We start from the raw sequence: 23,680 nt of genomic DNA on the forward strand, positions 1-23,680 counted from the left end.
GGCCAACGTGCCGCGTTTTTTCTTTCGCTTGGCCTCAGCTGATTGGATCACTGGTCGGACGGATGGTTCACCCCGTCATTCCAGGGGATCTCGCCGTAGGTCTGCGCGTGCGCCCGCGGATTGGCGCCCTCAATACAGCCCAGGTTGACGCCGCATTCCCGTGGGTCGGAGCGGCGCTGGTGGTGGGTGTAGATGCCGCAGGTCTTGCAGAAATAGTGCTTCGCCGTGTGGGTGCCCCAGGTGTAAAGGCTGAGGTTCTCCGCCCCCTTCAGTACTTTCAGGCTGGCGGCAAGGGCGGTGACGGCAGCCGCACCGCGGCGGCGGCAGAAGGAACAGTCGCAGCGCGCAGCAGAGGCGAGGCCTTCGGGGAACTCCGCCTCGATTTCAACAGCGCTGCAGTGGCAGGTGGCTTTCATTCGTGTCATTAGAATTTCCCTTGCTTGGCAAACCTTGAGTGAAGCTTTCGATAATTCCCCGTAAACTTATCCGGAGCGGATCTACCATTACCTTACCCCGATGCCCGTCGGGGTGGCGGCCTGCGTGTTGATCAGTAGCCTGTTTTTATGGTTCCGCAGGCCGTCTTCTTCCCGCACATTAACCACCGGGCCGGACGTCGCCTCACTTTCCCCAAGGCCCCGGGTGGCGCTTCTTGCGCGGCAGCTTGGGGATGCGGCTGGCAGAGAACTCATACTCGTTCTCCGGATGCGGAGGTGTCCCATGCGTTCGGTTCCAGAACGCCGGGCCGCCGCGGCGCAGCCACAGGGGCAGACACAGGATCAGCCCGACTGCAAACCCGCCTGCATGGGCCCAGTAGGCGACGCCGCCCTGGTTGGGATCGGCGCCGAGACCGCCGAAGAACTGCATCGCCAGCCAGACGCCCAGCATGACAAAGGCGGGGATTGTGAAGATGCGGAAATAGATGATCAGCACCAGCAGGATATCGACCCGCGCCTTGGGGAACATCAAGAGGTAGCCGCCCATCACGCCGGCTATGGCCCCGGAAGCGCCAACCGTTGGCACCAGTGAATCCGGGGCAGAAAGCACATGGATCAGTCCGGCGCCGAAACCGCTGATGAGGTAGAACAGGAGGAAGGGGATATGCCCCATCTCCTCCTCCAGGTTGTCGCCAAAGATCCACAGGAACAGCATGTTGCCGCCCAGATGCATCAGTCCGCCGTGGATGAACAGGGAGGTGAACAGCGTCTCGACCGCGTAGCCGTGGCTGATCTCGGCCGGCACCACTGCATATGCCTCATAGAAATAGGCGAGCGCGCGGGGCGAGGCGTAGCTGGCGGAGTAGTAGATATAGGCCAGGACGTTTGCAGCAATGAGCGCATACACCACATAGGGCGTGCGGCCGGACGGGTTGTGGTCGCGGATCGGAAACATGGGGGAACGCTGGGCCGGAAATGGCCCAGCGTCAAGAGCTTAGCGCCGATAGTTCAGGCCATACCGCCCAACAGCTGCGCGTTGCCGCCAGAGGCAGTGGTGTCGACGCAGACGTGGCGTTCGGCCAGAACGCGGGCGCGGTCCGGCTTGCCCGGGATCAGCGGTACAATCGCGCCGTCGCGCTTGGCCAGGCTTTGTTCGATCTCCCGTCCGGTGGCCTCGTCACCCCACCACAAGACACCTGCGATGCCCTGTATGCTCTCCAGCTGGCTGAGGTCCAGAAGGCCATGCGCCTCAATCGCGGTGCCGCCGAGGCTGACTACCTCCTTCGCTTGCGCTGCAGCGGTTTCGGCGCCCGGACCCATGCACAAAAGCGGCGGGCGGGCAGAGACGGTCAGGCGGTTCGATTCACCGGTCGGGCCGGGCAGGGAGGTTGTGACCGGCTGACTGGGCACGCCGCTCGGCGCCTTCAGGTCTGTGATGCTGTTGTCCCAGCCGGCGGCGCTGGACTGGCGGTCGGGCGCGCAGAACCGGCTGAGGTAGAGCGGGCCGCCTGCCTTGGGGCCGGTGCCGGACAGACCCTCGCCGCCGAACGGCTGGCTGCCGACGATGGCGCCGATCTGGTTGCGGTTCACATAGATGTTGCCCGCATGCACCCGGTCGCAGACATGCTGCACCCGGTCGTCGATGCGGGTGTGCAGTCCGAAGGTAAGACCATAGCCGGTGGCATTGATGTCGGAGATCACCTGATCCAGATCCTGCGACTTGAACCGCGCAACATGCAGGACGGGGCCGAAGATCTCTTCCTCGAGCGCACTGATGCCGGGCACTTCGATCATCGTGGGCGCGACAAAGGTGCCGCCTTGCGGCGCGCGCATTTCTTTCAGCACCCGGCCTTCAGAGCGGGCCTTGGCGACATGGTCCAGGATGCCCGCACGGGCGGTTTCGTCAATCACCGGGCCGCTGTCGGTCGACAGATGCCAGGGGTCATCCAGTTGCAGGCAGTCCATTGCGCCTTTGAGCATTTTCAGCACGTTGTCGGCAATATCGTCTTGCAGATAGAGGCAGCGCAGCGCCGAGCAGCGTTGGCCCGCCGACTGGAAAGCGCTTTCGATCACCGATTGCACGGTCTGCTCCGGCAGCGCGGTGGAGTCGACGATCATCGCATTCAGACCGCCGGTTTCCGCAATCAGCGGCGCACCGGGCTGCAGGTTGTCTGCCATCGCCTTGCGGATACGCAGGGCAGTAGCGGTGGAGCCGGTGAAGGCAACGCCATTGACCCGCGGGTCGGAAGTGATGGCGGCCCCGACCACACTGCCGCGGCCCGGAACCAGCTGCAGCGCGCTGCGCGGCACTCCGGCCTCATGCATCAGCTGCACGGCTCTGTGGGCGATCAGCGGCGTCTGGTCGGCGGGTTTGGCCAGTACAGCATTGCCCGCAGCCAGTGCGGCTGAGACCTGGCCGGTGAAAATCGCCAGCGGGAAGTTCCAGGGCGAGATGCAGGAGAAGATGCCGGCAGGCGGGGCCTCAGGGATGCGGGCCGCGTAGTAGCGCAGGAAATCCACCGCCTCGCGCAGTTCGGCCACCGCGTCGGGAATGGTCTTGCCGGCCTCACGGGCGAGGATCGCAAACAGCTCGCCAAAGTTTTCCTCATAAAGGTCGGCTGCCTTATTCAGGATCGCGGCGCGCTCCGCTGCCGGGGCATCCCAGGGATCTGCCAGCGCCAGCGCCAGCTCGATATCCTCGGGGCTGCACTGGCTGACGGTGCCAACGACACTGTGATCGGTGGGGCTGGTCACGTCCTTGGCGGCCTCCGGCTGGGCATCGCCCGCCAGAAGCGGCGCGGCCTGCCACTGGTGGCTGCGCCAGGGCGCGCGGGCCTCTTCGATTTTTGCCAGCGTCGGTGCGTGGCCCAGGTCGAACCCCTTGGAGTTCGGACGCTCCGGTGCATAAAGCTCCGGCCCGGTCGGGATCTTGCGGGTCACATCTTCTACGGCATCAAACGGGTCCGCGGCCACCACCTCTGGCGGCACGTTGTCGTCCACGATCTGGTTCACGAAGGAGGAGTTGGCGCCGTTTTCCAGCAGGCGGCGCACCAGATAGGCCAGCAGATCGCGGTGGGCGCCGACCGGCGCGTAGATCCGGCAGTTGGTCTTGTTCTGCTCCAGCACCATCTGGTGCAGGGTTTCACCCATGCCATGCAGGCGCTGGAATTCATAGCGTTCGTTGCCGATCCCTTCGGCCATATGCAGGATGGCGGCGACGGTGTGGGCGTTGTGGGTGGCGAACTGCGGATAGATCCGATCCGTCATACCCAGCAGCTTGCGGGCGTTGGAGATGTAGGAGACATCGGTCAGCGGTTTGGAGGTGAAGACCGGGAAGCCGTCCACGCCCTCGACTTGGGCCTGCTTAATCTCGGTGTCCCAATAGGCGCCCTTGACCAGCCGTACCATGAAACGGCGGTCGTATTTCTCGGCCATTTCGTGCAGCGCGTCGATCGCCAGCCCTGTGCGGGGGCCATAGGCCTGCACCACCACGCCAAAACCATCCCAGCCCGCCAGCGCCGGGTCGGAGACCACGGCCTCGATCACCTCCAGCGACAGCGACAGGCGGTCAGCTTCCTCGGCATCGACATTCAGACCCATCTTTGCCGCCTTGGCAAGCAGCGCCAGCGCCTTCAGGCGCGGCACCAGCGCTTCCATCACGCTGTGCTCATGCGCCAGCTCGTAACGCGGGTGCAGCGCCGACAGCTTGACCGAGATGCCGGGGTTCTTGCGGATGTCGTCGCTGTTGCAGGCGGCGGCAATGGCGGAGATCGCCTTGGAATAGGACAGGTGATAGCGCGACGCGTCGGCCTCGGTGCGGGCGGCCTCGCCCAGCATGTCGTAGGAATAGGTGTAGCCCTTGGCCTCCATCCCGGCGGCACGGTCCATCGCGCTCTCGATGGTTTCGCCGAGCACGAACTGGCGGCCCATTTCCTTCATCGCGCGGCTGACGGCGGTGCGGATCACCGGCTCGCCCAGGCGTTTGATGGCGCCGCGCAGGGCGCCGATAGGGCTGCGTTCCTCGTCCAAAACCTTGCCGGTGAGCATCAATGCCCAGGTGGAGGCATTGACCAGAGAGGAGGTCGATTTGCCCAGGTGCTTGCCCCAGTCCGACGGCGCGATCTTGTCCTCGATCAGCGCGTCGATGGTGTCGGCATCCGGAACCCGCAGCAGCGCCTCGGCCAGGCACATCAAGGCGACGCCTTCATCAGTGGACAAGCCGTACTCGGCCAGGAACACCTCCATCAAACCGGGAGCGGAATGACCGCGGATGTCACGCACAAGGGCGGCGGCGTTGGCGCAGATTTTTGCGCGATCGGCGTCAGTGAGGGCGGCCTGGGCCACCAGCTGGTCGCGCATCGCGGCTTGATCGGCATAGGTGCCGGCGTCGATCCGGTAGCGCAGCTTGGTTTGAGCGGTCATGAAGGGTACTCCACAGAGGGTGTGCAGGGCTTTTGTTAAGAATACACCCTTTCTAAAAGGACAATCGCCTGAAGATGTGATAGAAGCAGGTCAAATGGGTGAATTATTGGTTTTGGGAAGTCCAAATGAACTCTCTCGATCTTGACCGTTTCGACCGGGCGATTCTGAATGTGCTTAGCGAGGACGGCCGCATCTCTATCGCCGATCTGGCGCGGCGGATCGGGTTGTCTAAGACCCCGACCCAGACCCGGCTCAAGCGATTGGAGGCGGAAGGGATCATCACAGGTTACCGGGCTCTGGTGGACCCGATCCGGCTGGGGCTGGATCATGTGGCTTTCGTCGAGGTGAAGCTGGATGACACCCGCGAGGCGGCGCTGGCCAGGTTCAACGCCGCGGTGGCGCGGCTGCCGGAGATTGAGCAGGCGCATATGATGGCCTCGCATTTCGATTATCTGCTGAAGGTGCGGACCCGCTCGATGACTGATTACCGGGCGGTGCTGGGGGAAAAGATCTCTTCGCTGCCGCATGTGTCCTCCACCTCCACCTATGTGGCGATGCAGGCGGTCAAGGAGGACGGCGCGCTGGGGCCGCTGTAGGGTGCCGCGAAGGCTGCGCACGCCCAGTTGACTTGATTGAAATTGCATTTGTGCGAGCATAGGGCATGTTGTTCGCCTCTCTTCGCCCCCCGTTTTCCTTTGCCGGCTGCGCTGCGGTTCTTTCTGCTGTCGCGGTTTCTCCGCTGCAGGCGTCGGAATGCCCCGAAGCTCCCGACCACAGCACACCATTGGAAGCGCTGATGACCGAAGTGCAGGAAGCCGAAACAGAAGGGCAGGCACGGGATATTGCCAACCGGATGTGGGAATACTGGGCGGACGCGCCGGATGCGCAGGCACAGGCCATCCTGGACAGGGGAATGACTAAACGCTCGGCCTTTGATTTCCTCGGTGCTCTGGCGGAATTCGATCAACTGATTGCTTATTGCCCGGATTATGCCGAGGGCTACAACCAGCGGGCCTTTGTCCATTACCAGCGCCGGGATTTCACGGCCGCTCTGCGCGATCTCGACAGGGCGTTGGAGCTGTCGCCCCGCCATATCGCCGCGATGAGCGGGCGGGCGTTGTCGCTCTATGGCCTGTCCCGGATGGAGGAGGCGCGCGCGGCGCTGGCGGAAGCGCTGAAGCTCAATCCGTGGCTGCCAGAGCGCTATCTGGCGGATCCCGGCGGACCACTGGCGCCGCCAGGTGCCGGGGATGTGGAGTTGTAGCTCTGCCCGTGCTGCGGGAATTTTTCGCCGTTCTGACCGAAAACACATTGTCCGCGTGAAATCAGGAGGCTAGACCTGCGGTGATGGCGCCCGGAGCCCGCGTGGTGGAATGGTAGACACCGGAGACTTAAAATCTCCTGGCCGTATGGCCGTGCCGGTTCGAGTCCGGCCGCGGGCACCAGCTCTCTCAACTTATTTGCGGCGCTGTCTTGGTGGCAGCCTTTTCCCTCGGCCGCGGCGCCGCACCTGGCAGGGGACTGTCCGCCTTTTTGGGGGGTGTTTCACCCGCTCGCGCTGGGATTGCGTTGCTGTGACGATGGTTTTGTGCAAGATGTTTCGCGGAATGTAAAAGATTTTGTGCATATGGCGCTCATCCACGAGAAAATTGCAGCTCTCCTGGCGGATATGAACCTGTCCAACCGGCAGGCGGCGCTGAAGTGCGGCATTCCCTACGGCACCTTCAACAGCGCCCTGAAGCATGAGCGCGAGATTGGCTGGAGCACACTGGACGCCTTGGCGCGGGGGCTGGGGGTGTCGTTCCAGTATTTCTCGTCAGATAACGCTGGGCTGGATCTGCTGCCCGGCCATCACGGCGGGGAATCGGAGCGGAAGGCCTTTCAGATTCTCAACGACCGGATGCAGGCGGCAGCACGGACCCGCCAGTACCGCGGCTGCGATGTGTCGCTGCAGGATTTCCTGGACTGGTGGTATGCCAACAGCGGCCGCCTGGAAGGGTTTGACCGGCTGCAGCACAAGGTGGACATGTTCGACCCTCCGGACCCTGAACAGAACCGCATTCAGCCGATCCGCTCCGGCCCGGCCAGCCTTGCCTCCATCTGCTTCGAAGTGTCCGACAGCAGCCAGCTTAGAAACACACTGAACGGGTTCAGCGACAATCTGAACGCTGACCTGGTGATGGCACATAGCGAAGCAATCAGCAGGGGCGAACCTGTGATCACCCATCCGTCCATTGATGTGAAGCTGTTGAACGGGCGGCGGTTCACCCGCCAGTACCGGCGGGTTCTGGCGCCTGTCTATCTGCCCGGCGGCAAGCTGCTGGTGGTCAATTTCTCACAGGACATCAACTTTGGCTAGGTCGCTCTGAAGCATGTGCTCCATCTCCAGCCGGGAAGAGCCGACAAACCATTCGCTGCTGCTGCGCACTTCGGGTTCCGGGTCGCGCCATTTCTGCGCCCGCGGGATGGCGCGGCTGAAGCCATAGACAAGATCCAGCCGGGCCTGCATGTGGCGGTCGGGGATGAATGCATAAATCCAGTCCACATCCCATTTCTGGATTGCCAGAACCTGAAGGATCCGCATGAAGGGCTCCAGGCGCTCAGACCGCTTGCCGCGATGGCCGGGCAAGAAGTTCAGCTCCCCGATATAGGCCAGCCGACCGCCCACTTCCCGTGCCAGCGGTTCGGCAACGCTTTCCACTCCGCCGCCGGCGTCATTGGGGAACTGATGGCGCGACGTGCGGATCAGGTAGTCCGCGAGGGATTCACGCCCCAGGTCCTGCAGCATCAAAGCTGCACCGCCTATGTAGGTGTCCCCCTCTTTGAGAAACAGCCAAAAGGCCGAGTTTGATGTGTGGTCGGCCCGCTCGATGGCAAATCCAGGCATTTGAAAATGGCGGCCCGTGGCTGCGGCTGCTTCCGGCACGTTCTCGAAATCGGTGCACATTTCCACCTGCAGCCCGGCCTGTGTAAGGGTGTGTAAATAGCTTGAAAGTGCTTTCCCCAAGTCCAGTGAGTTCATCATGTTCCCCGTCTTTTTATTCACCCGGATGTCCCGGATACCCTCCCGTTTCAGTCAGGGAGTGCGGGATCACTAAACTCAAAACTACTTTTGCGGTAAATTGTTTCTTTTCCATGAGTGACGCTAACGCAGCGCAGATCACAGGGGGGTAGTGGGAATGCGGTTGTTTTTACACGGAAAAGCCCGGCAGCTGCGCTGCCGGGCTGTAACGGGCCGTGAGGTCTTAGGGTTGTGTCAGCCGCGGCCGCGGTAGGGCGGCACGCCCTGGTCCGGGATCCAGACACCCTCGGGCATCGGGCCGGTCTGCCAGAACACGTCGATCGGAATGCCGCCGCGCGGATACCAATAGCCGCCGATGCGCAGCCATTGCGGCTCCAGGAAGTCCGCCAGCCGGCGGGCGATGGAGACGGTGCAGTCCTCGTGGAAGGCGCCGTGGTTGCGGAAAGAGGTGAGAAAGAGCTTCAGCGATTTGCTTTCTACCAGCCATTTGCCCGGCACATAGTCGATCACCAGATGGGCAAAGTCCGGCTGCCCGGTCATTGGGCAGAGCGAGGTGAACTCCGGCGCGGTGAAACGCACGTTGTAGGCAACATCGGCCTGCGGGTTCTGGACCCGCTCCAGTTCTGCCTGTTCCGGGCTTTGCGGCACGATGGTGTCGCCGCCCAGCTGCTTCAGGTTGCTGTAGATGCTGTCAGACATGTCAGGGTTCCTATGTTCAGACGCCGCGCTTGTTGCCCCAGACCAGCACGTGCAGCTGGGGCAGGACGCGGGGGGTGAACCAGCCGTCGCCGGTCACTTTTTCAATCAGCCACAAAAGGCGCTCGGTGGCCTGGTTCAGGTCGACCGGCAGGTCCGGATCAACTTCCGGGTTGCCGGGCTGAAGATACAGCGGCAGCTCCGGGTGACGCTCTGCCGCGGCCTTGGCCCAGGCGTAATCCTTGTCATCGAAGATCACGATTTTCATCACCGCCTGGCCGCAGCCCTGTGCCGCCTCAAGGCATCGGTCAAAGGCTTTCCAGTCCACTGTTTCACCGCTGGAGGGCGGCTTGGGGCTCAGCACCAGCGTATCAAGGTCCGCAAACCAGGGCTTGCTGACCGATCCTTGGGTCTCGCAGGCAAAGCGGTAGCCTTCAGCCTTGCCATAGGCAATGACCGGAGCAAAGTCCTGGATCGCCGGGTTCCCGCCGGAGATTGAGACGGTCAGCGGCCTGCCGCCAGACAGGCGGCGCACCTCGGCCATGACCTGTTCCGGCGCCATCACTGCCCAGTCATGGCGGTTGGCGCTGTCTACCGCATGCAGGCTGTCGCACCACGAACAGCGGTAGTCGCAGCCGCCCGCACGTACAAACACCGTCGGTTCCCCGATCAGGGCGCCTTCGCCCTGAATGGTTGGGCCGAAGATTTCCGCAATGCGCAGGGTCATGGCCGGTACTCCGCCCAGGTCTTGGGGGTTTCCGAGACCTTTACAGCAGCCACTTCCGGCCAGCGCGCATGGCACCAGTCGTAGAAATGCTTCGCCATGTTTTCGGCCGTCGAGTATCCCTCCAGCACGTCATTCAGGTGCCGGTGGTCGAAGGTTTCGTCGATATAGTCCTTCAGCGGCTTCAGCTCGTGGTAGTCACGAACGAACCCGTCGCTGTTCAACTCCTTCGAGGCCAGCTCCACCACCACGACATAGTTGTGCCCGTGCAGCCGGGCGCATTGATGATCCGGTGGCAGATGGGTCAGCTGGTGCGACGCAGAAAAGTGGAATTCCTTTGTGATCCTGAACATCAGGTGCCGTCCTTGCCAGCAATGGCAGCTTTCCAGAAATCCGGGTCGGCATATTCGGTCGGATCCTCGACGCCTGCCAGATGGAAGGCCTCGCGCCGCTCCACACAGGTGCCGCAGCGCCCGCAATGCGTCTCGCCACCCTTGTAGCAGGACCAGGTCTCGGCAAAGGGGGTGTTGTGCGCAGCACCTGCGGTGACGATGTCGCCCTTGGTGCGGTGCACAAACGGGGTATAGAGCCGCACGTCCGCATAACCATCCAGCGCCGCGCGCTGCATGGCGTCAAACGCCTCGGTGAAGGCCGGGCGGCAGTCCGGATAGATGAAGTGGTCGCCGCCATGCACCGCTGCGGCCACCGCGTCATCACCGTTTGCGGCAGCAATGCCATAGGCGATGGTCAGCATAATCGCGTTGCGGTTCGGCACCACGGTGACCTTCATGGTCTCTTCCTCGTAGTGGCCGTCCGGCACGTCGATGTCGTCGGTCAGGGCCGAGCCGGAGAGCGCGGCGCCGATATTGCGCATGTCGATGATGTCATGCGGCACCCCCAGCCGTTTGGCGGCGGCGGCGGCATAGTCGAGTTCCTTTCGGTGGCGCTGGCCGTAATCGAAGGAGACAAGACGGGTCAGCTGATGCTCTTCAGCGACCATATGGGCAAGTGAAACGGAATCCAGCCCGCCCGAGCAGATAACGATAGTCTTCATTTTTGAACCCTTGTTTTGGTGACCGGGTAGGCTGCGACCGGTTCCGCGCATCTAGCAGCATGGTCGGGACGGCGCAAGCCGCGGGCGTATTGCGAACATGCGGCAGGACTTGTTGGGGAAAGTTGAAAGTTGTGGCTGCCTGGCCGGGCGGAACCCAACTAAACCGGCGGCAGTTCCCCTTCCAGCCACTCCAGAAACGCCCTTGATCCCGGGGTGCTGGCATGGCTCGGCGGCGGCATCAGGAAGTAGTTTTCCAGCAGCTCCGCCGAATATTCGCTGGCCCGGACCAGCTGCCCGCTCTGCAGCAAGCCGCCCGCCAGCGTGTCATGCGACATTGCCATTCCTGCGCCGTTTACAGCCGCGGTCATCGCAATCACATAGGTGGACGCCAGGTTGATCTCGTGATTGCGCGCGAACGGCAGGTCTTGCGACTTGAACCACGCCCCCCAAGAGCCTGTGACGCCTGCACAATCCAGCAGCGTGGCGGTGCTGAAATCAATTTCGCCGCTCTGATAACCCGGCGCGCAGACCGGGAAAAAACGGTCCCGCGTCAGCCGCACGGCTGCTGCCGACATGTCATTGGGCCGGCCAAAGCGGATTTCGGTCCCGGCGGAACTGGCATGGCGTTCGGGGTCCCAGATCGGCGTCACGATGTTCAGCACCAGCCATGGGAACTTCTCGTACAGCCGCGGCAGGCGCGGCGACAGCCAGAATACCGAAAAGGCCATGTTGCACTGCAACACCAGATGCCTGCCCTGATCACCGCCGGTAAAGGCCTGGGTGCCGGCTGCAATCAGGTCAAAGGCCTCCCGCACGATCGGCATGTAGTTCGCTCCGGCCTCCGACAGATCCAGCGCGCGGGTTTTGCGGATGAACAGCTCGCGGCCCAGAAAATTCTCCAGGCTGCGCACATGCTGGCTGATCGCGGATTGGGTGAGATTCAGTTCTGCAGCGGCGCGGGTGAAGGACAGGTGCCTGGCGCTGGCCTCAAAGGCGCGCAGCCAGGTGAGCGGGGGCAAGGAGGAGGAGGGGGATGCGGCTGGCGGCATGGATGTAAGACCTATGCATTAGTTCAATTAATGCATAGCGCCTGAATCAATCGTTTGTCAGCAGGGAATGCGGCTGGCACCACTAGGGTAAGTGAACTTTGAGGCGCCAGAATGAACAAGCAAGCGGAACTAAACCCGAACCTCACCCATTGGCAGGAGCGCGTGAACATGGCTGCAGCCTTCCGCTGGACCGCGCGGCTGGACATGCACGAAGGGGTTGCCAATCATTTCAGCCTGGCGGTGAATGAGGATGGAAGTCAGTTTCTGATGAACCCGAACCAGGTGCATTTCGCGCGGGTGAAGGCCTCGGACCTCTTGCTGCTGGATGCAAACGACCCCAAGACGATGGAACGCCCCGATGCGCCGGACCCGACGGCCTGGGGGCTGCACGGCTCCATCCACCGGCAGTGCCCGCACGCGCGCTGCGTGATGCATGTGCATTCGATCCACGCCACGGTGCTGGCCTGCCTCGCCGACAGCACCCTGCCGCCGATCGACCAGAACACCGCCACTTTCTACAACCGCTATGTGGTGGATGGCGAATTCGGCGGGCTGGCGTTTGAGGATGAAGGCGCCCGCTGTGCCGCGATGCTGACCGATCCCAAGGTCAAGGTGATGATCATGGGCAACCACGGCGTGCTGGTGATCGGTGACAGTGTCGCGGACACGTTCAACCGGCTGTATTACTTCGAGCGCGCCGCCGAGACCTATATCCGGGCCATGCAAACCGGCCAGAAGCTGCGGGTGCTGAGCGACGAGGTTGCCGAGAAAACCGCTCAGGAGCTGGAGGATTACCCGGATCAGGCCGAACGCCACCTGGCGGAGCTGAAGGCGATTCTCGACGACGAAGGCGCGAACTACGCAACCTGAGGCCCCAGAGCCAGAACATTAGCAGGAGGCGGCCCGATGCACGGCACATTCCCCGACCGCGAAGCCGAACGCTGGCACTACCACCCCAAGGGGCCTGTGCCGCTCAACCCGCTGTTCAGCTGGCCGCCGCGTCCGGCAGCGGTCCTGGCCTGGTACCGCGGCGCCTGGATGGAAGTTACGGCGCTGACGGTCTGCCTCCTGCTGGCGCTGGCGATCTATGCCTGGCTGCTGCCGCCGCTGGCAGACATGGCCGCCTTCCGCCCCGGCTGGATGCTGCAGGTCTGGCTCGCCAACCTGTTGCCGCAGGCCGCAGTCGCCGGCGGCCTGCACTGGTGGCTCTACATGCGCAAGGGCCAGGGCATGCAGAAGAAGTTCGACAAGCGCGACCTGTCCCGCGGCAACGGCACCTTCACCTTCAAGAACCAGGTTCTGGACAACATCTGGTGGACGCTCGGCAGCGCCATCACCGTGGCAACCGTCTATCAATGGGGCATCTACTGGCTGATGGCCAATGGCTGGGTGCTGGTGGTGACATTTGCCGAGGCGCCGGTGTGGTGCGTGGTCTGGATGCTGTTCATCCCGATGTGGTCCGGCCTTCATTTTTATTGGGTGCACCGGCTGGAGCATCACCCGCGTCTCTACAAACATGTCCACGCGGTGCATCACCGCAACGTCAATACCGGTCCGTGGTCGGGGATCTCCAACCACTGGTATGAAAACCTGCTCTACTTCACCACCTACTTCATCCACCTGATTGTGCCGTCGCACCCGCTGCATCTGGCGTTTCACGCGATGTTCCAGCAGATCAGCCCGGTTCTGTCGCACTCCGGCTTCGAGCGGGTGATTGCCAAGGAAACAGAGGCCGCCAAGGCAGGCGATTTCTTCCACCAGCTGCACCACCGCTATTTCGAGTGCAACTACGGCACCTCTGAAATCCCCTTTGACAAGTGGTTCGGCACCTACCACGACGGCTCTGCCTCAGCTACAGAGCGGACCCGGGCTTTCAAGAAGCAGATGTACACCCGCTAGAATTGAGGTTTCCGGATTCTGATCAGGATCAAGGCGTACATATTCGCGATTCCCTATGCCTGACTGCAGGACAGTCAAAGGCAAAGGAGAAAGCCCATGTTGCGCCTTGCATCCATCCTGTACTCGCTGATCGGCAGCAGCCTGGCAGGGGCCGGGGTTATCGCGGTACTGGCGGCCGGGCTGGTCACCACACAGGCAATTCTTGCGGCCGCAGCCGCGGGTGCGGCGCTGGGGATGCCGGTGGCATGGCTGGTGGCGAAACAGCTTTATGCCCGCGGAGCCTGACCCGGGTCAGGCGTTCAGGAAGACGCGCGCGGCGGCCTCGAACTCCCGCGGCTTCTCGGCGTGCAGCCAGTGGCCCGCGCCGGGCAGCTTGGCAAAGCGGGCATTTGGAAAGCGCGCGCGGATCTCCTCACGGTGTTCCGGAAGCACATATTCCGACTCGGACCCTGACAGGAACAGGGCGGGACCGTCCCAAGCGGCCTCTGTCCGGGGGAAGGACATGATGTTCGGCATCTGGTCTGCCAGCGTATCCAGATTCAGCTTCCATCGCTTATTCGGCAGGTCCAGCGACTGGGTGAAGAAGCTTTGCAGCGCAGGCTCCACCCCGGCCTCGGCCAGCTGTGCAGCGGCCTCAGGGCGGCGCTCGATTTTCTCCAGGTCCAGCGACTTCATCGCGTGAATATACTGGATCTGGGTGTGGCCATAGGCGACCGGGGCGATGTCCGCCACCACCAGTTTGCGCACAGTCTCAGCGTGGTTCAGCGCCAGCATCATTGCCGCCTTGCCGCCCATCGAATGGCCGATCACATCCATCTGCCCGCCATGGGCGGCGATCACCCCGGCCAGGTCTTCCGCCAGCTCCGGATAGGTATGGCTGCCCTTGCGCGGACTGTCGCCGTGGTTGCGCATGTCCACCGCAACTACCTGCCGCTCATCCGACAGACGCTTGGCGATAACGCCCCAGTTGCGGGCGGAGCCATACAACCCGTGGGCAATCAGAAGCGGGGGGGGTCCGGTGGCAGAGCCATGAGTGATCGTGTTCAGCATGCGGCCTTGATAACGGTGCAGGCGGAGCCTTGCCACCCCCCATTGAGGCAGCCGCGGCGGCGGGCTAGGGTGGCCATGCACCGCAGCAAGGGGAGAGCGCCGGAATGGCCGCCAGCCTGGACCAGGACATTGAGGACATCCGTACCCTTCTGAGGGAGCGCGAGCACGCCTCCGGCGACCTGGCCGCGGCGCTGAAGCGCGCCCGCCGCCGTATTCCCCGCCGGGTCTACAAGCAGGGCATGAGGCTCGCCTCCGCGCTGCCGCTGCTGGACCACCCCAAACTGCGGCTCACCGTTGATGAAAAACCGTTGCGCGGCGCCGCCCGCGAGGTCAAGGCGCATTTGCAAAAGATCGACCTGGCCGAGCGGCGCAAGGGCTTCTGGCTGGGCGTGCTTGGCAGCGTGGCGTTCTCCATCCTCTGCGTGCTGATCCTGCTGGTGGTGGTGCTGCGCTGGCGCGGCCTGATCTGATTTCCCGCTTTACGCCGCGGCTGCCGGCGCTATTTTGAACGCGGTTCAAGACAAAGGCAGGGTGCCATGGCAGGCAAGGTGGAAGCGCGCAAGGCAGCGCTGCGGCAGAGACTGGTGGAAGCGGCAGAGGTGCGCATTGCGCGCGACGGGGCAGAGGCACTGCGTGCTCGCGACCTGGCGCAGGATGCGGGCTGCGCCCTGGGGGCGATCTACAACGCCTATGACGACCTGACCGCGATCATTATGGCGGTGAATGGCCGCACTTTCCAGAAGCTGGGCGCTGCGGTCGAGGGCTCGGTCGCGGGCGCCGCGGCTTGCCCGCCCACCCGCCGCCTGGTCCTGATGAGCAACGCCTACCTGCATTTCGCGGTGGAAAACACCAACCTGTGGCGGGCGATGTTCGACTTGCGGATGGCGGCTGGCGATGCGGTGCCGGAATGGTACCTGACCGCGCTGGATGACCTTTTCTCCAACATCGCCCGCCCCGTGAGTGAGCTGTTCCCGGAAAAGGACGCAGGCGAGGCGGCGCTGATGGTGCGGGCGCTGTTCTCGGCGGTGCACGGCATTGTGCTCCTGGGCCTGGAACAGCGCATCTCCGGCGTGCCGCCGGAACGTATCGAACAGATGATCGCCCAGGTGCTGGAGGAAATCGGCAAAAAATAAATGAACAACGTTCAAGAATTTTCTTGAACGTTGTTCATGCAGCTGCTAAATGATTCCCTGTGAACGATGTTCATGTTTGCGGAGGAAATGATGTTCAACACTCTGAAGACCCTGATCACCGGTGCCAATGCCCGGGCAGAAGAGCAGCTGCGCGAGACCTATTCGATCGAGCTGATCACCCAGAAGATCCGCGAGGCGGAGGGAAACCTGAAGGCAGCCAAGCTGACGCTGGCCAGCATGATCCAGCGCCAGCGGGCAGAGCAGCGCCAGGTGGAAACCCTGGAGGAGCGGGTCCGCGACCTGATGGCCCGGGCAGGCGAGGCGCTGGAGGCGGGGCGCGAGGATCTCGCCCAAAGCGCTGCCCAGGCGGTGGCCGAAATGGAGAACGAGCTGGTGGTGCGCCGCCAGACCCTGGGCCGGCTCGACACCCGTATCCTGCAGCTGCGCCAGTCGGTGGAAACCGCCAGCCGCCGCATCACTGATCTGAAGCAGGGTGCCATTGCCGCCCGTGCCACCCGCCGCGAGCAGGATATCCAGCGCCGCTTGCGCCGCCATACCGGCGGCGACAGCCCGGCTGAGGAAGCCGAGGCGCTGATCCGGGACGTGCTGCAGCGCGACGACCCGTTCGAGCAGGGCGAGATCCTGCGTGAGATCGACGGCGACCTGAGCAACAGCACCATTGCCGATGACCTCGCCGACGCGGGCTTCGGCCCCCGAAACCGCAGCACCGCCGCCGATGTGCTGAGCCGCTTGCAAAACAAAGGCTGAGCCGCATCCGGCACTTGCGGCACCTGAACTGCAAACCTGCCAAGCCAATTTCAAACCTGGAGATTTTCAATGCTGAACGACAACACCGACAACAAACTGATCATTTTTCTGAATCTGGCCGGCGTTGGCCTCGCCTATGGGATGCTGGGTGTTTCCCTCTGGCTCTCTACCGAGGTGCCGCTGGCCACCAAGGGTTACTGGGCGATGGGCGTCCTGCTGCTGACGCTCAGCCTGATCAATGTGGTGAAATACCGTTTCGACCACCGCTCCAGCGAGGACCGCATCCGCAAGATCGAGGACGCCCGCAATGAAAAACTGCTGGAAGACGCGCTGAAGGATCAGGGCTCCTCCTGCTGATCTGCAGAACCAGCAGGCAGACCGCTCCGGTGTCCGGCCGGAGCGGTTTTGCGTTCAAACCGGCCGCAGTGGTTTCTGCCACTCCATGAGGTACAGGTAGGGCGCCCGGTTGTAGCTGGCCGCACGCGCTCCGCCTGTTGCCAGAGGTTCGTCGAAATGCGTCAGGGCCAGCCCTTCGGCAAGCAGGGCTTGCATGTAAAAACCCTGTGGGCGGTGCCAGTTCCTGATCCGCATGCCTTTCCATTCGCCCCAATGGGAATGCTCTTCGAAATAGCGGTCAACGCACATGTGCGCGGCACCATCCTGATCGCGGGTCCAGCCATCTCCCTTCGTCTGTGATGCCGTGATCCAGCCGTTCAGGTTTGCAATCAGCAAATGCCCGCCAGGTGCCAGGACCCGTGCCATCTCGGAAATTGCCGTGCTGGCGTCCGCGATGTCGATCAAAGTCAAGTAGCTGACGGCAATATCGAAACTGGCGTTTTCGAATGGCAGCGCCTCGGCCGCACCCTTAACAAAAGTGCCGTCCGAAAGAGACCGTGCGCGGGTCAGCAGTGCCTCTGTCGGGTCCACTCCGGTAACCCGAGACGAATAGGGGGGCAACCAGTCTGCAAAACCGCCCCTCGCCGCAGCCAACGTCCAGAACACGCGGATTGTCCCGCCGCTGCACCCTTTCCAGCATCGGCTTGTCCAGAACATGCTGGCGGCTGAAGTCTCCATCCTCTCCCATCAGCCTGATCCAGGCACTGGCAGAAGTATCCCATCCGTTCTCCATCGTTCCGCCCCTTGGCCTGACACGCGCGAGGGCGGAGTTCTGATCGCCGAACAGAAGGCTGTCAAAACAAAACCGCCGCAACCATTCAAGCTGCGGCGGTTGGATTTCTTCAATTCGTCGGGCTCTTACAGGTTCGGATAGAGCGGGAACCTGGCGCAGAGATCCGCGACCTTGGCGCGGACGGAGGCTTCCACATCCGCGTTGCCCTCTTCACCGTTGGCGGCCAGCCCGTCGATCACCTCGATGATCAGGTCGGCGATCTGGCGGAACTCACCTTCGCCGAAGCCGCGGGTGGTGCCGGCGGGCGTGCCCAGGCGCAGGCCGGAGGTCACGGTGGGCTTTTCCGGGTCGAACGGGATGCCGTTCTTGTTGGTGGTGATATGGGCCCGGCCCAGTGCCTTGTCGGCGATGTTGCCGGTGACGCCCTTGGGGCGCAGGTCGACCAGCATGACATGGGTGTCGGTGCCGCCGGTGACGATGTCCAGGCCGCCCTGGATCAGCTGGTCCGCCAGCGCCGCTGCGTTGGCCTTGACCTGCTTCTGGTAGGCCTTGAACTCCGGCTTCAGCGCCTCGCCGAAGGCCGCGGCCTTGCCCGCGATCACATGCATCAGCGGGCCGCCCTGGATGCCCGGGAAGATCGCCGAGTTCACCTTCTTGGCGATGGCTTCGTCGTTGGTCACGATCATGCCGCCGCGGGGCCCGCGCAGGGTCTTGTGGGTGGTGGTGGTGGCCACATGCGCATGCGGGAACGGCGAGGGATGCTCGCCCGCGGCGATCAGGCCTGCGATATGGGCCATGTCGACCATGAAATAGGCGCCGACGCTGTCCGCGATTTCACGGAATTTGGCAAAGTCGATCTGGCGCGGGATGGCGGAGCCGCCGGCGATGATCAGCTTCGGCTGGTGCTCGTTTGCCAGCGCCTGGATCTGGTCGTAATCGATCAGGTTGTCGCTTTCGCGCACACCGTAATGCACCGCGTTGAACCATTTGCCGGACTGGTTGGGGCGCGCACCATGGGTCAGGTGGCCGCCGGAGGCCAGATCCATGCCGAGGATGGTGTCGCCGGGCTGGATCAGCGCCTGGAACACGCCCTGGTTGGCCTGGCTGCCGGAGTTCGGCTGCACGTTGGCGAACTCACAGCCGAACAGCGCCTTGGCGCGGTCGATGGCCAGGTTTTCGGCCACGTCGACATACTGGCAGCCGCCATAGTAGCGCCGTCCCGGGTAGCCTTCGGCATACTTGTTGGTCAGCACGGATCCTTGCGCTTCCATCACTGCGGCAGAGACGATGTTCTCAGACGCAATCAGCTCGATCTCGTCGCGCTGGCGGCCCAGCTCCGCCGTGATCGAGGCATAAAGTTCAGGATCGCGCTCAGAGAGGGATTGGGTGAAAAAGCCGGTGTCACGGGTCGCTTCAGTCATGGTGGCTCCGTTGGAGTAGGGATCAGAATTGAGAGATTTCCTATAGGAAACATCCTTGCGCAGGAAGACTGTAAAGCGACATTTCCCTGCGACAGAACGGCAACTATGGCCATCGGCGGAAAGCTGTGATTGTTTCGGAACCAGATGCCTAATACCGGAAACAGATTTCATGAGTTTGAGAATCGCCTTTCTGGCCAGCGAGGCCGGCGTCGCTCAGGAAGCGCTGAACGAACTGAGCCGCCGCTATGGCCATGTCCCCCCGGAACAGGCTGATGTGATCGTAGCCCTTGGCGGTGACGGTTTTATGCTGCGCACCCTGCACACGATGGTGGATCACCCGGCGCCGGTCTATGGCATGAACCGCGGCACGGTCGGGTTCCTGATGAACGAATACCGTGCAGAGGGGTTGATCGAGCGGCTGGAAGAAGCCGTACAGGAAATCATCAACCCGTTGTCGATGACTGCGATGGACCGCCGCGGCGAGGTGCACAAGGCGCTGGCCATCAACGAGGTCTCGCTGCTGCGCGCAGGCCCGCAAGCGGCGCGGCTGCGGATTTCGGTGGATGGGCGCATCCGGATGGAGGAGCTGGTCTGCGACGGCGCGCTGGTCTCCACCCCGGCAGGTTCCACCGCCTACAACTACTCCGCCCATGGCCCGATCCTGCCGATCGGGTCCGATGTGCTGGCGCTGACCGCCATTGCCGCCTTCCGCCCCCGGCGCTGGCGCGGGGCGCTGCTGCCCAGCAACGCGATGGTGCGGTTTGACGTGCTGGAGGCGGACAAGCGTCCGGTGATGGCAGATGCGGACTCGATTTCCGTAGCCGATATTGATTGGGTCGAAATCCGAACCGATACGCAAATTCGGCACAAAATCCTGTTCGATCCTGGTCATGGGCTGGAGGAAAGACTTATTTCCGAGCAGTTTACGTGATCGTTTAATGGTGTGTTTACGCCTTTGTGAACTTCCCGGTAAGATTTCAGTGCAAAGATTTACCCACAGGCAAGTGTGATCGGCGTTTGCCCCCGGGCTGCGAGGCCCGGGTGCCGTACCGGCAGTTTTAGTGCGTTCCAGTTTTGTTGTTCCCGCCGGACACGCCCGGTCTCTCTGCGCCTGTGCGCGGGGCGCCCGGGTGCGGCTGGTCAAGCGCCGGATGTAGCGAGTGGCTTGGGTAAACAAGTCCCCCGGGAGCGGTCCAAACCGTTCCCGGGCGCCGGACCCGGCCGTGCCGTCCACGGGCAGCAGGACGGCAGCCGGCGCCTTGTGACGGCTAAACCGCCGGCGGAATGTGTCCAGAGGCGATCCGGGTCAAGCCCGGCCTGGCTATCACCGGTGTTGCAATCACAGAATGGACCCTAAGGCCGCCACGGCAGCCTGCCCGTGCCGGTCAGCCGTGTCAGGCGGTGCTGTTTGCAGCCATTTTCTGCCACAGCGGCACGCACATGCGGCCGGCGCGGGCCTCAATAGCGGCGCAGGCATCCACTGCCAGGTCCTCGCGCCAGCGCCGGGCAGCGATCTGCACATTGATCGGCTGCTCACCCTTGGGCAGCGCGGCCAGCCGGGCCGGGACCGACGCCGCAGGCAGGCCCAGAAAGTTCATCGCATAGGAATAGACCGCGCAGCCCAGCACCTCATGCACGCCCTCTGCGCCTTCGGTGTCGCGGTCAGGCTTAAAAAACGGCTGCGGCAGGAAAGGCGACAACACCAGCGGGTAGTCCTCCATGAACAGTGACCAGGCCCGTGCGTAATGGGTGCGCTTGGCCATCACCTGCAGCAGTTCATCCCCGGCAAAAGGCGGGAACTCCTGGAAATAGACGGCAAAGATATCGCGCACGGTTTGCGATCCGGCGGTATCCACGTCATCCTTCATCAGCGCATAGATCTCGCCCATCAGCGCCCGGTAGCCGGTGCGCCCAGCGTCAAAAACACTGGGGGGTTCAACTTCTTCGACCAGATAACCCGCATCGCTCAGCGCATCGCGGGCGAAATTCAGCGCCGCTTCCACCTCGGGGTGCAGATCATAGCCGTGTGTGTTCTTGGTAAGGGCGACCTTGATGGGGCCATCCAGAGCTGCACCGCGCCAGGCCATCGGCACATGGAACGGGTCGCGCGGGTCCGGGGCAATCAGCGATGGCATCGAAAGGTGCAAGTCTTCAGCGCTGCGGGCGATCAGCCCCTGCACGGACATCAGCTGCGCCAGCAGCCCGCGTTCCGCCGTCTGGCTGGGGTTCCAGGCCGGTACCCGGCCCAGACCCGGCTTTACCGTGACCGCGCCATTGGCAGCGGCTGGAAAGCGCAGGGAGCCACCGATGTCGTTTCCATGGGCCAGCGCCCCGATTCCGGCCATCACCGCAGCGCCCGCGCCGCCGGACGAGCCGCCTGGAGAGATGTGCTGCCCCCAGGGGTTATGGGTGCGGCCATGCAGCGGGTTGTCGGTATCAGCCCGGAACGAGAACTCTGGCGTGTTGGTGCGCCCGATCACCACCGCACCGGCCTTGTGAAGGTTCTCCACTACTGGCGCATCTGCCGGGGCGATCAGGTCTTTCAGCGCGGTGACGCCGTTGGAGGTGGCGTGGCCCGCTTGGTCCACGTTGATCTTGATGGTGACCGGCACTCCGTGCAGCGGGCCAGGTTCCGCGCCATCTGCGCGCGCCTTGTCCAGGGCGCAGGCGCGTTCCAGCGCCTCGGTGCTCAGGTCCTCGACCACTGCATTCAAGGCCGGATTGACCGCATTCATCCGATCAATGGCGGCCTGGACTGCGGCCTCCGCGCTCAGCCCGCCCGTGCGGGTCAGTGAGGTGAGCTCCGTGGCGCTCAGCTGCCAGATGTCCGGTTGTGTCATGCTCCAGCCTCCCTGGCTGCAGCCTAGGCGGGCAGGGCGGAGTTGCAAGCGAAACCGGACGGCAGGCAGCCGGAATCCTGAGAGGGCTCCGGGCTGCCTCCTGTGCCGGGAAGTGCGACGGCTATTTGGCGTAGCCGATGGACTGCAGCGCCGCGGTGATTTCGTCCAGCACCGCTGGGTCGTCGATGGTGGCGGGCATCTTCCACGGTGTGCCATCGGCGATGTTCACCATGGTGCCGCGCAGGATTTTGCCGGACCGGGTCTTGGGCAGCCGGTCCACCACAACAGCCAGCTTGAAGGCGGCCACCGGGCCGATCTTTTCGCGCACCAGCTTCACAACCTCAGCCGCCACTTCGCCATGGTCGCGGCCCGCGCCTGAGTTGAGGCAGAGGAAGCCGACCGGCATCTGGCCCTTGAGGCTGTCCGCCACGCCGATCACCGCGCATTCAGCGACATCCGGGTGGCCTGCCAGCACTTCTTCCATACCGCCGGTCGACAGCCGGTGGCCCGCTACGTTGATGACATCATCGGTGCGCGCCATGATGTAGAGGTAGCCGTCCTCGTCCTTCATGCCGGCATCGCCGGTCTCGTAAAAGCCGGGGAAAGTGGTCAGGTAGCTTTTCTTGAAGCGGTCCTCAGCATTCCACAGGGTCGGCAGAGTGCCCGGCGGCAGCGGCAGTTTCACCGCAATCGCGCCCAGCTCTCCCGGGGCAACCGGGTTGCCGCCTTCATCCAGAATCTCAACGTCATATCCGGGCATCGGAACGGCGGGGGAGCCGAGCTTGGTCGGCAATTCCTCTACGCCGAGGGGGTTCGCGGCAATTGACCAGCCGGTTTCGGTCTGCCACCAGTGATCGACCACCGGAACCTTCAGCTGTTCCTGCGCCCAGGTAATGGTGTCGGGATCAGCACGCTCACCAGCCAAATAGACTTGGCTGAGGCAGCTCAGGTCGTACTTCTTGACGAACTCGCCCTTCGGATCCTCCCGCTTTACCGCGCGGAAGGCGGTGGGGGCGGTGAAGAAGCTCTTGACCTTGTGCTCCGAGATCACCCGCCAGAAGGTGCCCGCATCCGGCGTGCCGACCGGCTTGCCTTCGAACACGATGGTGGTGTTGCCGTGGATCAGCGGCCCGTAGCAAATGTAGCTGTGGCCCACGACCCAGCCCACGTCCGAGGCTGCCCAGAACACATCACCCGGCTCTACATTGTAGATGTTTTTCATCGTCCAGTTCAGCGCAACCAGCTGACCTGCGGTGTGGCGGATCACCCCCTTGGGCTGGCCAGTGGTGCCGGAGGTATAAAGGATATAGGAGGGATGGTTGCCCTCAACCGGCACACATTCGGCCGGCTCCACGCCGTACTGAAAACCATGCCAGTTCACATCACGGCCTGGCACCAGATCAGCCACTTCCTGCTCGCGCTGGAAAATCACACAGAAATCAGGCTTGTGCGCGGCCATGTCGATAGCGCCGTCCAAGAGCGGCTTGTAATGCACGATCCGGCCCGGCTCGATCCCGCAGGAGGCGGCGATGATCGCCTTGGGCTTGGCATCGTCGATCCGCACAGCCAACTCGTTGGACGCAAAGCCGCCGAACACCACCGAATGCACAGCACCAATGCGGGCGCAGGCCAGCATAGCCTCCAGCGCCTCTGGGATCATCGGCATGTAGATGATGACCCGGTCGCCTTTCTCCACGCCCTTGGCGCGCAGTGCACCGGCCAGGGTGGCGACGCGGTTGCGCAATTCAACATAGGAGATTTCGCGCTTGGTATGGGTAACCGGGCTGTCATAGATGATCGCGGTCTGCTCGCCGCGGCCCTGTTCGACATGGCGGTCAACGGCGTTGTAGCAGGTGTTCACCTTGGCATCGGCAAACCACTCGTAAAGATCTCCACCGTTGTCAAAAAGGGCCTGCTTCGGGGCTTCGTCCCAGCTGATCGACTGGGCGGCCTCCATCCAGAAGCCTTCCGGATCCTGTTTCCAGGCGGCGTAAATATCCTGATATCCCATGGTGTTCATCTCCTCCTGCCTTTTGCGT

At 63.1% G+C, this 23,680-nt stretch carries 25 protein-coding genes and 1 tRNA gene; 12 read left to right on the forward strand and 14 right to left on the reverse strand.

Annotated features, from left to right (window positions below):
• Positions 1 to 47: 47 nt before the first annotated feature.
• The 3 genes from AC5STB_RS14935 to putA form a co-directional block, all read right to left on the reverse strand.
• Entirely contained in the window at positions 48 to 416 is a 369-nt protein-coding gene (locus AC5STB_RS14935) for a GFA family protein (protein WP_495444610.1), read from the reverse strand.
• Positions 417 to 618: 202 nt separating this feature from the next.
• Positions 619 to 1,389: a rhomboid family intramembrane serine protease gene (locus tag AC5STB_RS14940; RefSeq protein ID WP_495443599.1), complete on the reverse strand. Its 771-nt coding sequence runs from the start codon at positions 1,387 to 1,389 to the stop codon at positions 619 to 621.
• Between the two features lie 53 nt (positions 1,390 to 1,442).
• A complete protein-coding gene (gene putA / locus AC5STB_RS14945) occupies positions 1,443 to 4,856 on the reverse strand; it encodes a bifunctional proline dehydrogenase/L-glutamate gamma-semialdehyde dehydrogenase PutA (RefSeq protein WP_495443600.1) in 3,414 nt (1,137 codons plus the stop codon).
• Positions 4,857 to 4,981: 125 nt separating this feature from the next.
• Between putA and AC5STB_RS14950 the strand changes: the two genes are divergently transcribed.
• From AC5STB_RS14950 to AC5STB_RS14965, 4 genes are all read left to right on the forward strand, one after another.
• Entirely contained in the window at positions 4,982 to 5,452 is a 471-nt protein-coding gene (locus tag AC5STB_RS14950) for an Lrp/AsnC family transcriptional regulator (protein ID WP_495443601.1), read from the forward strand.
• 65 nt (positions 5,453 to 5,517) lie between these two features.
• Entirely contained in the window at positions 5,518 to 6,120 is a 603-nt protein-coding gene (locus tag AC5STB_RS14955) for a tetratricopeptide repeat protein (protein ID WP_495443602.1), read from the forward strand.
• A gap of 95 nt (positions 6,121 to 6,215) precedes the next feature.
• A tRNA-Leu gene (locus AC5STB_RS14960) sits at positions 6,216 to 6,301 on the forward strand.
• 182 nt (positions 6,302 to 6,483) lie between these two features.
• On the forward strand, positions 6,484 to 7,215 hold the full coding sequence (locus AC5STB_RS14965) for a helix-turn-helix domain-containing protein (protein ID WP_495443603.1): 732 nt from the start codon (positions 6,484 to 6,486) through the stop codon (positions 7,213 to 7,215).
• Here the strand turns inward: AC5STB_RS14965 and AC5STB_RS14970 are convergent.
• From AC5STB_RS14970 to AC5STB_RS14995, 6 genes are all read right to left on the reverse strand, one after another.
• Entirely contained in the window at positions 7,192 to 7,881 is a 690-nt protein-coding gene (locus AC5STB_RS14970; RefSeq protein ID WP_495443604.1) for a hypothetical protein, read from the reverse strand. The genes AC5STB_RS14965 and AC5STB_RS14970 overlap by 24 nt on opposite strands.
• A gap of 231 nt (positions 7,882 to 8,112) precedes the next feature.
• On the reverse strand, positions 8,113 to 8,577 hold the full coding sequence (queF, locus tag AC5STB_RS14975; RefSeq protein WP_495443605.1) for a preQ(1) synthase: 465 nt from the start codon (positions 8,575 to 8,577) through the stop codon (positions 8,113 to 8,115).
• Positions 8,578 to 8,593: 16 nt separating this feature from the next.
• Complete coding sequence (queE, locus tag AC5STB_RS14980) at positions 8,594 to 9,301, reverse strand: 7-carboxy-7-deazaguanine synthase QueE (protein WP_495443606.1); 708 nt, start codon at positions 9,299 to 9,301, stop codon at positions 8,594 to 8,596.
• Entirely contained in the window at positions 9,298 to 9,651 is a 354-nt protein-coding gene (queD, locus tag AC5STB_RS14985; protein WP_495443607.1) for a 6-carboxytetrahydropterin synthase QueD, read from the reverse strand. The genes queE and queD overlap by 4 nt, the downstream gene beginning before the upstream one ends.
• On the reverse strand, positions 9,651 to 10,352 hold the full coding sequence (gene queC, locus AC5STB_RS14990; RefSeq protein WP_495443608.1) for a 7-cyano-7-deazaguanine synthase QueC: 702 nt from the start codon (positions 10,350 to 10,352) through the stop codon (positions 9,651 to 9,653). Before queC ends, queD begins: the two co-directional genes overlap by 1 nt.
• A gap of 158 nt (positions 10,353 to 10,510) precedes the next feature.
• A complete protein-coding gene (locus tag AC5STB_RS14995) occupies positions 10,511 to 11,401 on the reverse strand; it encodes a LysR family transcriptional regulator (protein WP_495443609.1) in 891 nt (296 codons plus the stop codon).
• 111 nt (positions 11,402 to 11,512) lie between these two features.
• Here AC5STB_RS14995 and AC5STB_RS15000 point away from each other — a divergent pair, with 111 nt between their 5' ends.
• From AC5STB_RS15000 to AC5STB_RS15010, 3 genes are all read left to right on the forward strand, one after another.
• On the forward strand, positions 11,513 to 12,271 hold the full coding sequence (locus AC5STB_RS15000) for a class II aldolase and adducin N-terminal domain-containing protein (protein ID WP_495443610.1): 759 nt from the start codon (positions 11,513 to 11,515) through the stop codon (positions 12,269 to 12,271).
• Between the two features lie 36 nt (positions 12,272 to 12,307).
• A complete protein-coding gene (locus tag AC5STB_RS15005; RefSeq protein WP_495443611.1) occupies positions 12,308 to 13,300 on the forward strand; it encodes a sterol desaturase family protein in 993 nt (330 codons plus the stop codon).
• 96 nt (positions 13,301 to 13,396) lie between these two features.
• A complete protein-coding gene (locus AC5STB_RS15010) occupies positions 13,397 to 13,585 on the forward strand; it encodes a hypothetical protein (protein ID WP_495443612.1) in 189 nt (62 codons plus the stop codon).
• 6 nt (positions 13,586 to 13,591) lie between these two features.
• Here the strand turns inward: AC5STB_RS15010 and AC5STB_RS15015 are convergent, their stop codons facing one another.
• Complete coding sequence (locus tag AC5STB_RS15015) at positions 13,592 to 14,350, reverse strand: alpha/beta fold hydrolase (protein WP_495443613.1); 759 nt, start codon at positions 14,348 to 14,350, stop codon at positions 13,592 to 13,594.
• Positions 14,351 to 14,454: 104 nt separating this feature from the next.
• On the opposite strand from AC5STB_RS15015, the gene AC5STB_RS15020 reads away from it, so the two are divergent.
• From AC5STB_RS15020 to AC5STB_RS15035, 4 genes are all read left to right on the forward strand, one after another.
• Complete coding sequence (locus AC5STB_RS15020) at positions 14,455 to 14,820, forward strand: hypothetical protein (RefSeq protein WP_495443614.1); 366 nt, start codon at positions 14,455 to 14,457, stop codon at positions 14,818 to 14,820.
• Positions 14,821 to 14,886: 66 nt separating this feature from the next.
• On the forward strand, positions 14,887 to 15,483 hold the full coding sequence (locus AC5STB_RS15025; RefSeq protein WP_495443615.1) for a TetR/AcrR family transcriptional regulator: 597 nt from the start codon (positions 14,887 to 14,889) through the stop codon (positions 15,481 to 15,483).
• Positions 15,484 to 15,573: 90 nt separating this feature from the next.
• Positions 15,574 to 16,251 carry a PspA/IM30 family protein gene (locus AC5STB_RS15030; RefSeq protein ID WP_495443616.1) on the forward strand — a complete coding sequence of 226 codons (678 nt, stop codon included), beginning with the start codon at positions 15,574 to 15,576 and terminating at the stop codon, positions 16,249 to 16,251.
• A gap of 69 nt (positions 16,252 to 16,320) precedes the next feature.
• On the forward strand, positions 16,321 to 16,608 hold the full coding sequence (locus AC5STB_RS15035) for a YiaA/YiaB family inner membrane protein (RefSeq protein WP_495443617.1): 288 nt from the start codon (positions 16,321 to 16,323) through the stop codon (positions 16,606 to 16,608).
• Between the two features lie 54 nt (positions 16,609 to 16,662).
• Here the strand turns inward: AC5STB_RS15035 and AC5STB_RS15040 are convergent, their stop codons facing one another.
• Together AC5STB_RS15040 and glyA are read right to left on the reverse strand one after the other, a co-directional pair.
• Positions 16,663 to 17,325, reverse strand: a complete 663-nt coding sequence (locus tag AC5STB_RS15040; protein WP_495443618.1) for a class I SAM-dependent methyltransferase — start codon at positions 17,323 to 17,325, stop codon at positions 16,663 to 16,665.
• A 180-nt stretch (positions 17,326 to 17,505) separates the two neighbouring features.
• Complete coding sequence (glyA, locus tag AC5STB_RS15045) at positions 17,506 to 18,801, reverse strand: serine hydroxymethyltransferase (RefSeq protein ID WP_495443619.1); 1,296 nt, start codon at positions 18,799 to 18,801, stop codon at positions 17,506 to 17,508.
• A gap of 169 nt (positions 18,802 to 18,970) precedes the next feature.
• Here glyA and AC5STB_RS15050 point away from each other — a divergent pair, with 169 nt between their 5' ends.
• Entirely contained in the window at positions 18,971 to 19,732 is a 762-nt protein-coding gene (locus tag AC5STB_RS15050) for an NAD kinase (protein WP_495443620.1), read from the forward strand.
• A 463-nt stretch (positions 19,733 to 20,195) separates the two neighbouring features.
• Here AC5STB_RS15050 and AC5STB_RS15055 read toward each other — a convergent pair whose 3' ends face one another.
• Together AC5STB_RS15055 and prpE are read right to left on the reverse strand one after the other, a co-directional pair.
• On the reverse strand, positions 20,196 to 21,641 hold the full coding sequence (locus AC5STB_RS15055) for an amidase family protein (RefSeq protein ID WP_495443621.1): 1,446 nt from the start codon (positions 21,639 to 21,641) through the stop codon (positions 20,196 to 20,198).
• A gap of 121 nt (positions 21,642 to 21,762) precedes the next feature.
• A complete protein-coding gene (gene prpE, locus AC5STB_RS15060; RefSeq protein WP_495443622.1) occupies positions 21,763 to 23,652 on the reverse strand; it encodes a propionate-CoA ligase PrpE in 1,890 nt (629 codons plus the stop codon).
• Positions 23,653 to 23,680: the final 28 nt, after the last annotated feature.

The sequence above is a fragment of the Leisingera sp. CC-HEC093 genome (assembly GCF_059429195.1).

What these genes read in the sequence shown, in the direction of transcription:
- AC5STB_RS15000 (WP_495443610.1), top strand. Translation starts at nt 11,513, where the DNA reads ATGAACAAGCAAGCGGAACTAAACCCGAACCTCACCCATTGGCAGGAG.
- AC5STB_RS15030 (WP_495443616.1), top strand. Translation starts at nt 15,574, where the DNA reads ATGTTCAACACTCTGAAGACCCTGATCACCGGTGCCAATGCCCGGGCA.
- AC5STB_RS14950 (WP_495443601.1), top strand. Translation starts at nt 4,982, where the DNA reads ATGAACTCTCTCGATCTTGACCGTTTCGACCGGGCGATTCTGAATGTG.
- queF (WP_495443605.1), bottom strand. Translation starts at nt 8,577, where the DNA reads ATGTCTGACAGCATCTACAGCAACCTGAAGCAGCTGGGCGGCGACACC.
- AC5STB_RS15010 (WP_495443612.1), top strand. Translation starts at nt 13,397, where the DNA reads ATGTTGCGCCTTGCATCCATCCTGTACTCGCTGATCGGCAGCAGCCTG.
- queC (WP_495443608.1), bottom strand. Translation starts at nt 10,352, where the DNA reads ATGAAGACTATCGTTATCTGCTCGGGCGGGCTGGATTCCGTTTCACTT.
- AC5STB_RS15055 (WP_495443621.1), bottom strand. Translation starts at nt 21,641, where the DNA reads ATGACACAACCGGACATCTGGCAGCTGAGCGCCACGGAGCTCACCTCA.
- AC5STB_RS15040 (WP_495443618.1), bottom strand. Translation starts at nt 17,325, where the DNA reads ATGGAGACTTCAGCCGCCAGCATGTTCTGGACAAGCCGATGCTGGAAA.
- AC5STB_RS15050 (WP_495443620.1), top strand. Translation starts at nt 18,971, where the DNA reads ATGAGTTTGAGAATCGCCTTTCTGGCCAGCGAGGCCGGCGTCGCTCAG.
- AC5STB_RS15005 (WP_495443611.1), top strand. Translation starts at nt 12,308, where the DNA reads ATGCACGGCACATTCCCCGACCGCGAAGCCGAACGCTGGCACTACCAC.
- AC5STB_RS14940 (WP_495443599.1), bottom strand. Translation starts at nt 1,389, where the DNA reads ATGTTTCCGATCCGCGACCACAACCCGTCCGGCCGCACGCCCTATGTG.
- queD (WP_495443607.1), bottom strand. Translation starts at nt 9,651, where the DNA reads ATGTTCAGGATCACAAAGGAATTCCACTTTTCTGCGTCGCACCAGCTG.
- prpE (WP_495443622.1), bottom strand. Translation starts at nt 23,652, where the DNA reads ATGGGATATCAGGATATTTACGCCGCCTGGAAACAGGATCCGGAAGGC.
- putA (WP_495443600.1), bottom strand. Translation starts at nt 4,856, where the DNA reads ATGACCGCTCAAACCAAGCTGCGCTACCGGATCGACGCCGGCACCTAT.
- AC5STB_RS15025 (WP_495443615.1), top strand. Translation starts at nt 14,887, where the DNA reads ATGGCAGGCAAGGTGGAAGCGCGCAAGGCAGCGCTGCGGCAGAGACTG.
- AC5STB_RS15015 (WP_495443613.1), bottom strand. Translation starts at nt 14,350, where the DNA reads ATGCTGAACACGATCACTCATGGCTCTGCCACCGGACCCCCCCCGCTT.
- AC5STB_RS14965 (WP_495443603.1), top strand. Translation starts at nt 6,484, where the DNA reads ATGGCGCTCATCCACGAGAAAATTGCAGCTCTCCTGGCGGATATGAAC.
- AC5STB_RS14935 (WP_495444610.1), bottom strand. Translation starts at nt 416, where the DNA reads ATGAAAGCCACCTGCCACTGCAGCGCTGTTGAAATCGAGGCGGAGTTC.
- queE (WP_495443606.1), bottom strand. Translation starts at nt 9,301, where the DNA reads ATGACCCTGCGCATTGCGGAAATCTTCGGCCCAACCATTCAGGGCGAA.
- AC5STB_RS15020 (WP_495443614.1), top strand. Translation starts at nt 14,455, where the DNA reads ATGGCCGCCAGCCTGGACCAGGACATTGAGGACATCCGTACCCTTCTG.
- AC5STB_RS14970 (WP_495443604.1), bottom strand. Translation starts at nt 7,881, where the DNA reads ATGATGAACTCACTGGACTTGGGGAAAGCACTTTCAAGCTATTTACAC.
- AC5STB_RS14995 (WP_495443609.1), bottom strand. Translation starts at nt 11,401, where the DNA reads ATGCCGCCAGCCGCATCCCCCTCCTCCTCCTTGCCCCCGCTCACCTGG.
- AC5STB_RS15035 (WP_495443617.1), top strand. Translation starts at nt 16,321, where the DNA reads ATGCTGAACGACAACACCGACAACAAACTGATCATTTTTCTGAATCTG.
- AC5STB_RS14955 (WP_495443602.1), top strand. Translation starts at nt 5,518, where the DNA reads ATGTTGTTCGCCTCTCTTCGCCCCCCGTTTTCCTTTGCCGGCTGCGCT.
- glyA (WP_495443619.1), bottom strand. Translation starts at nt 18,801, where the DNA reads ATGACTGAAGCGACCCGTGACACCGGCTTTTTCACCCAATCCCTCTCT.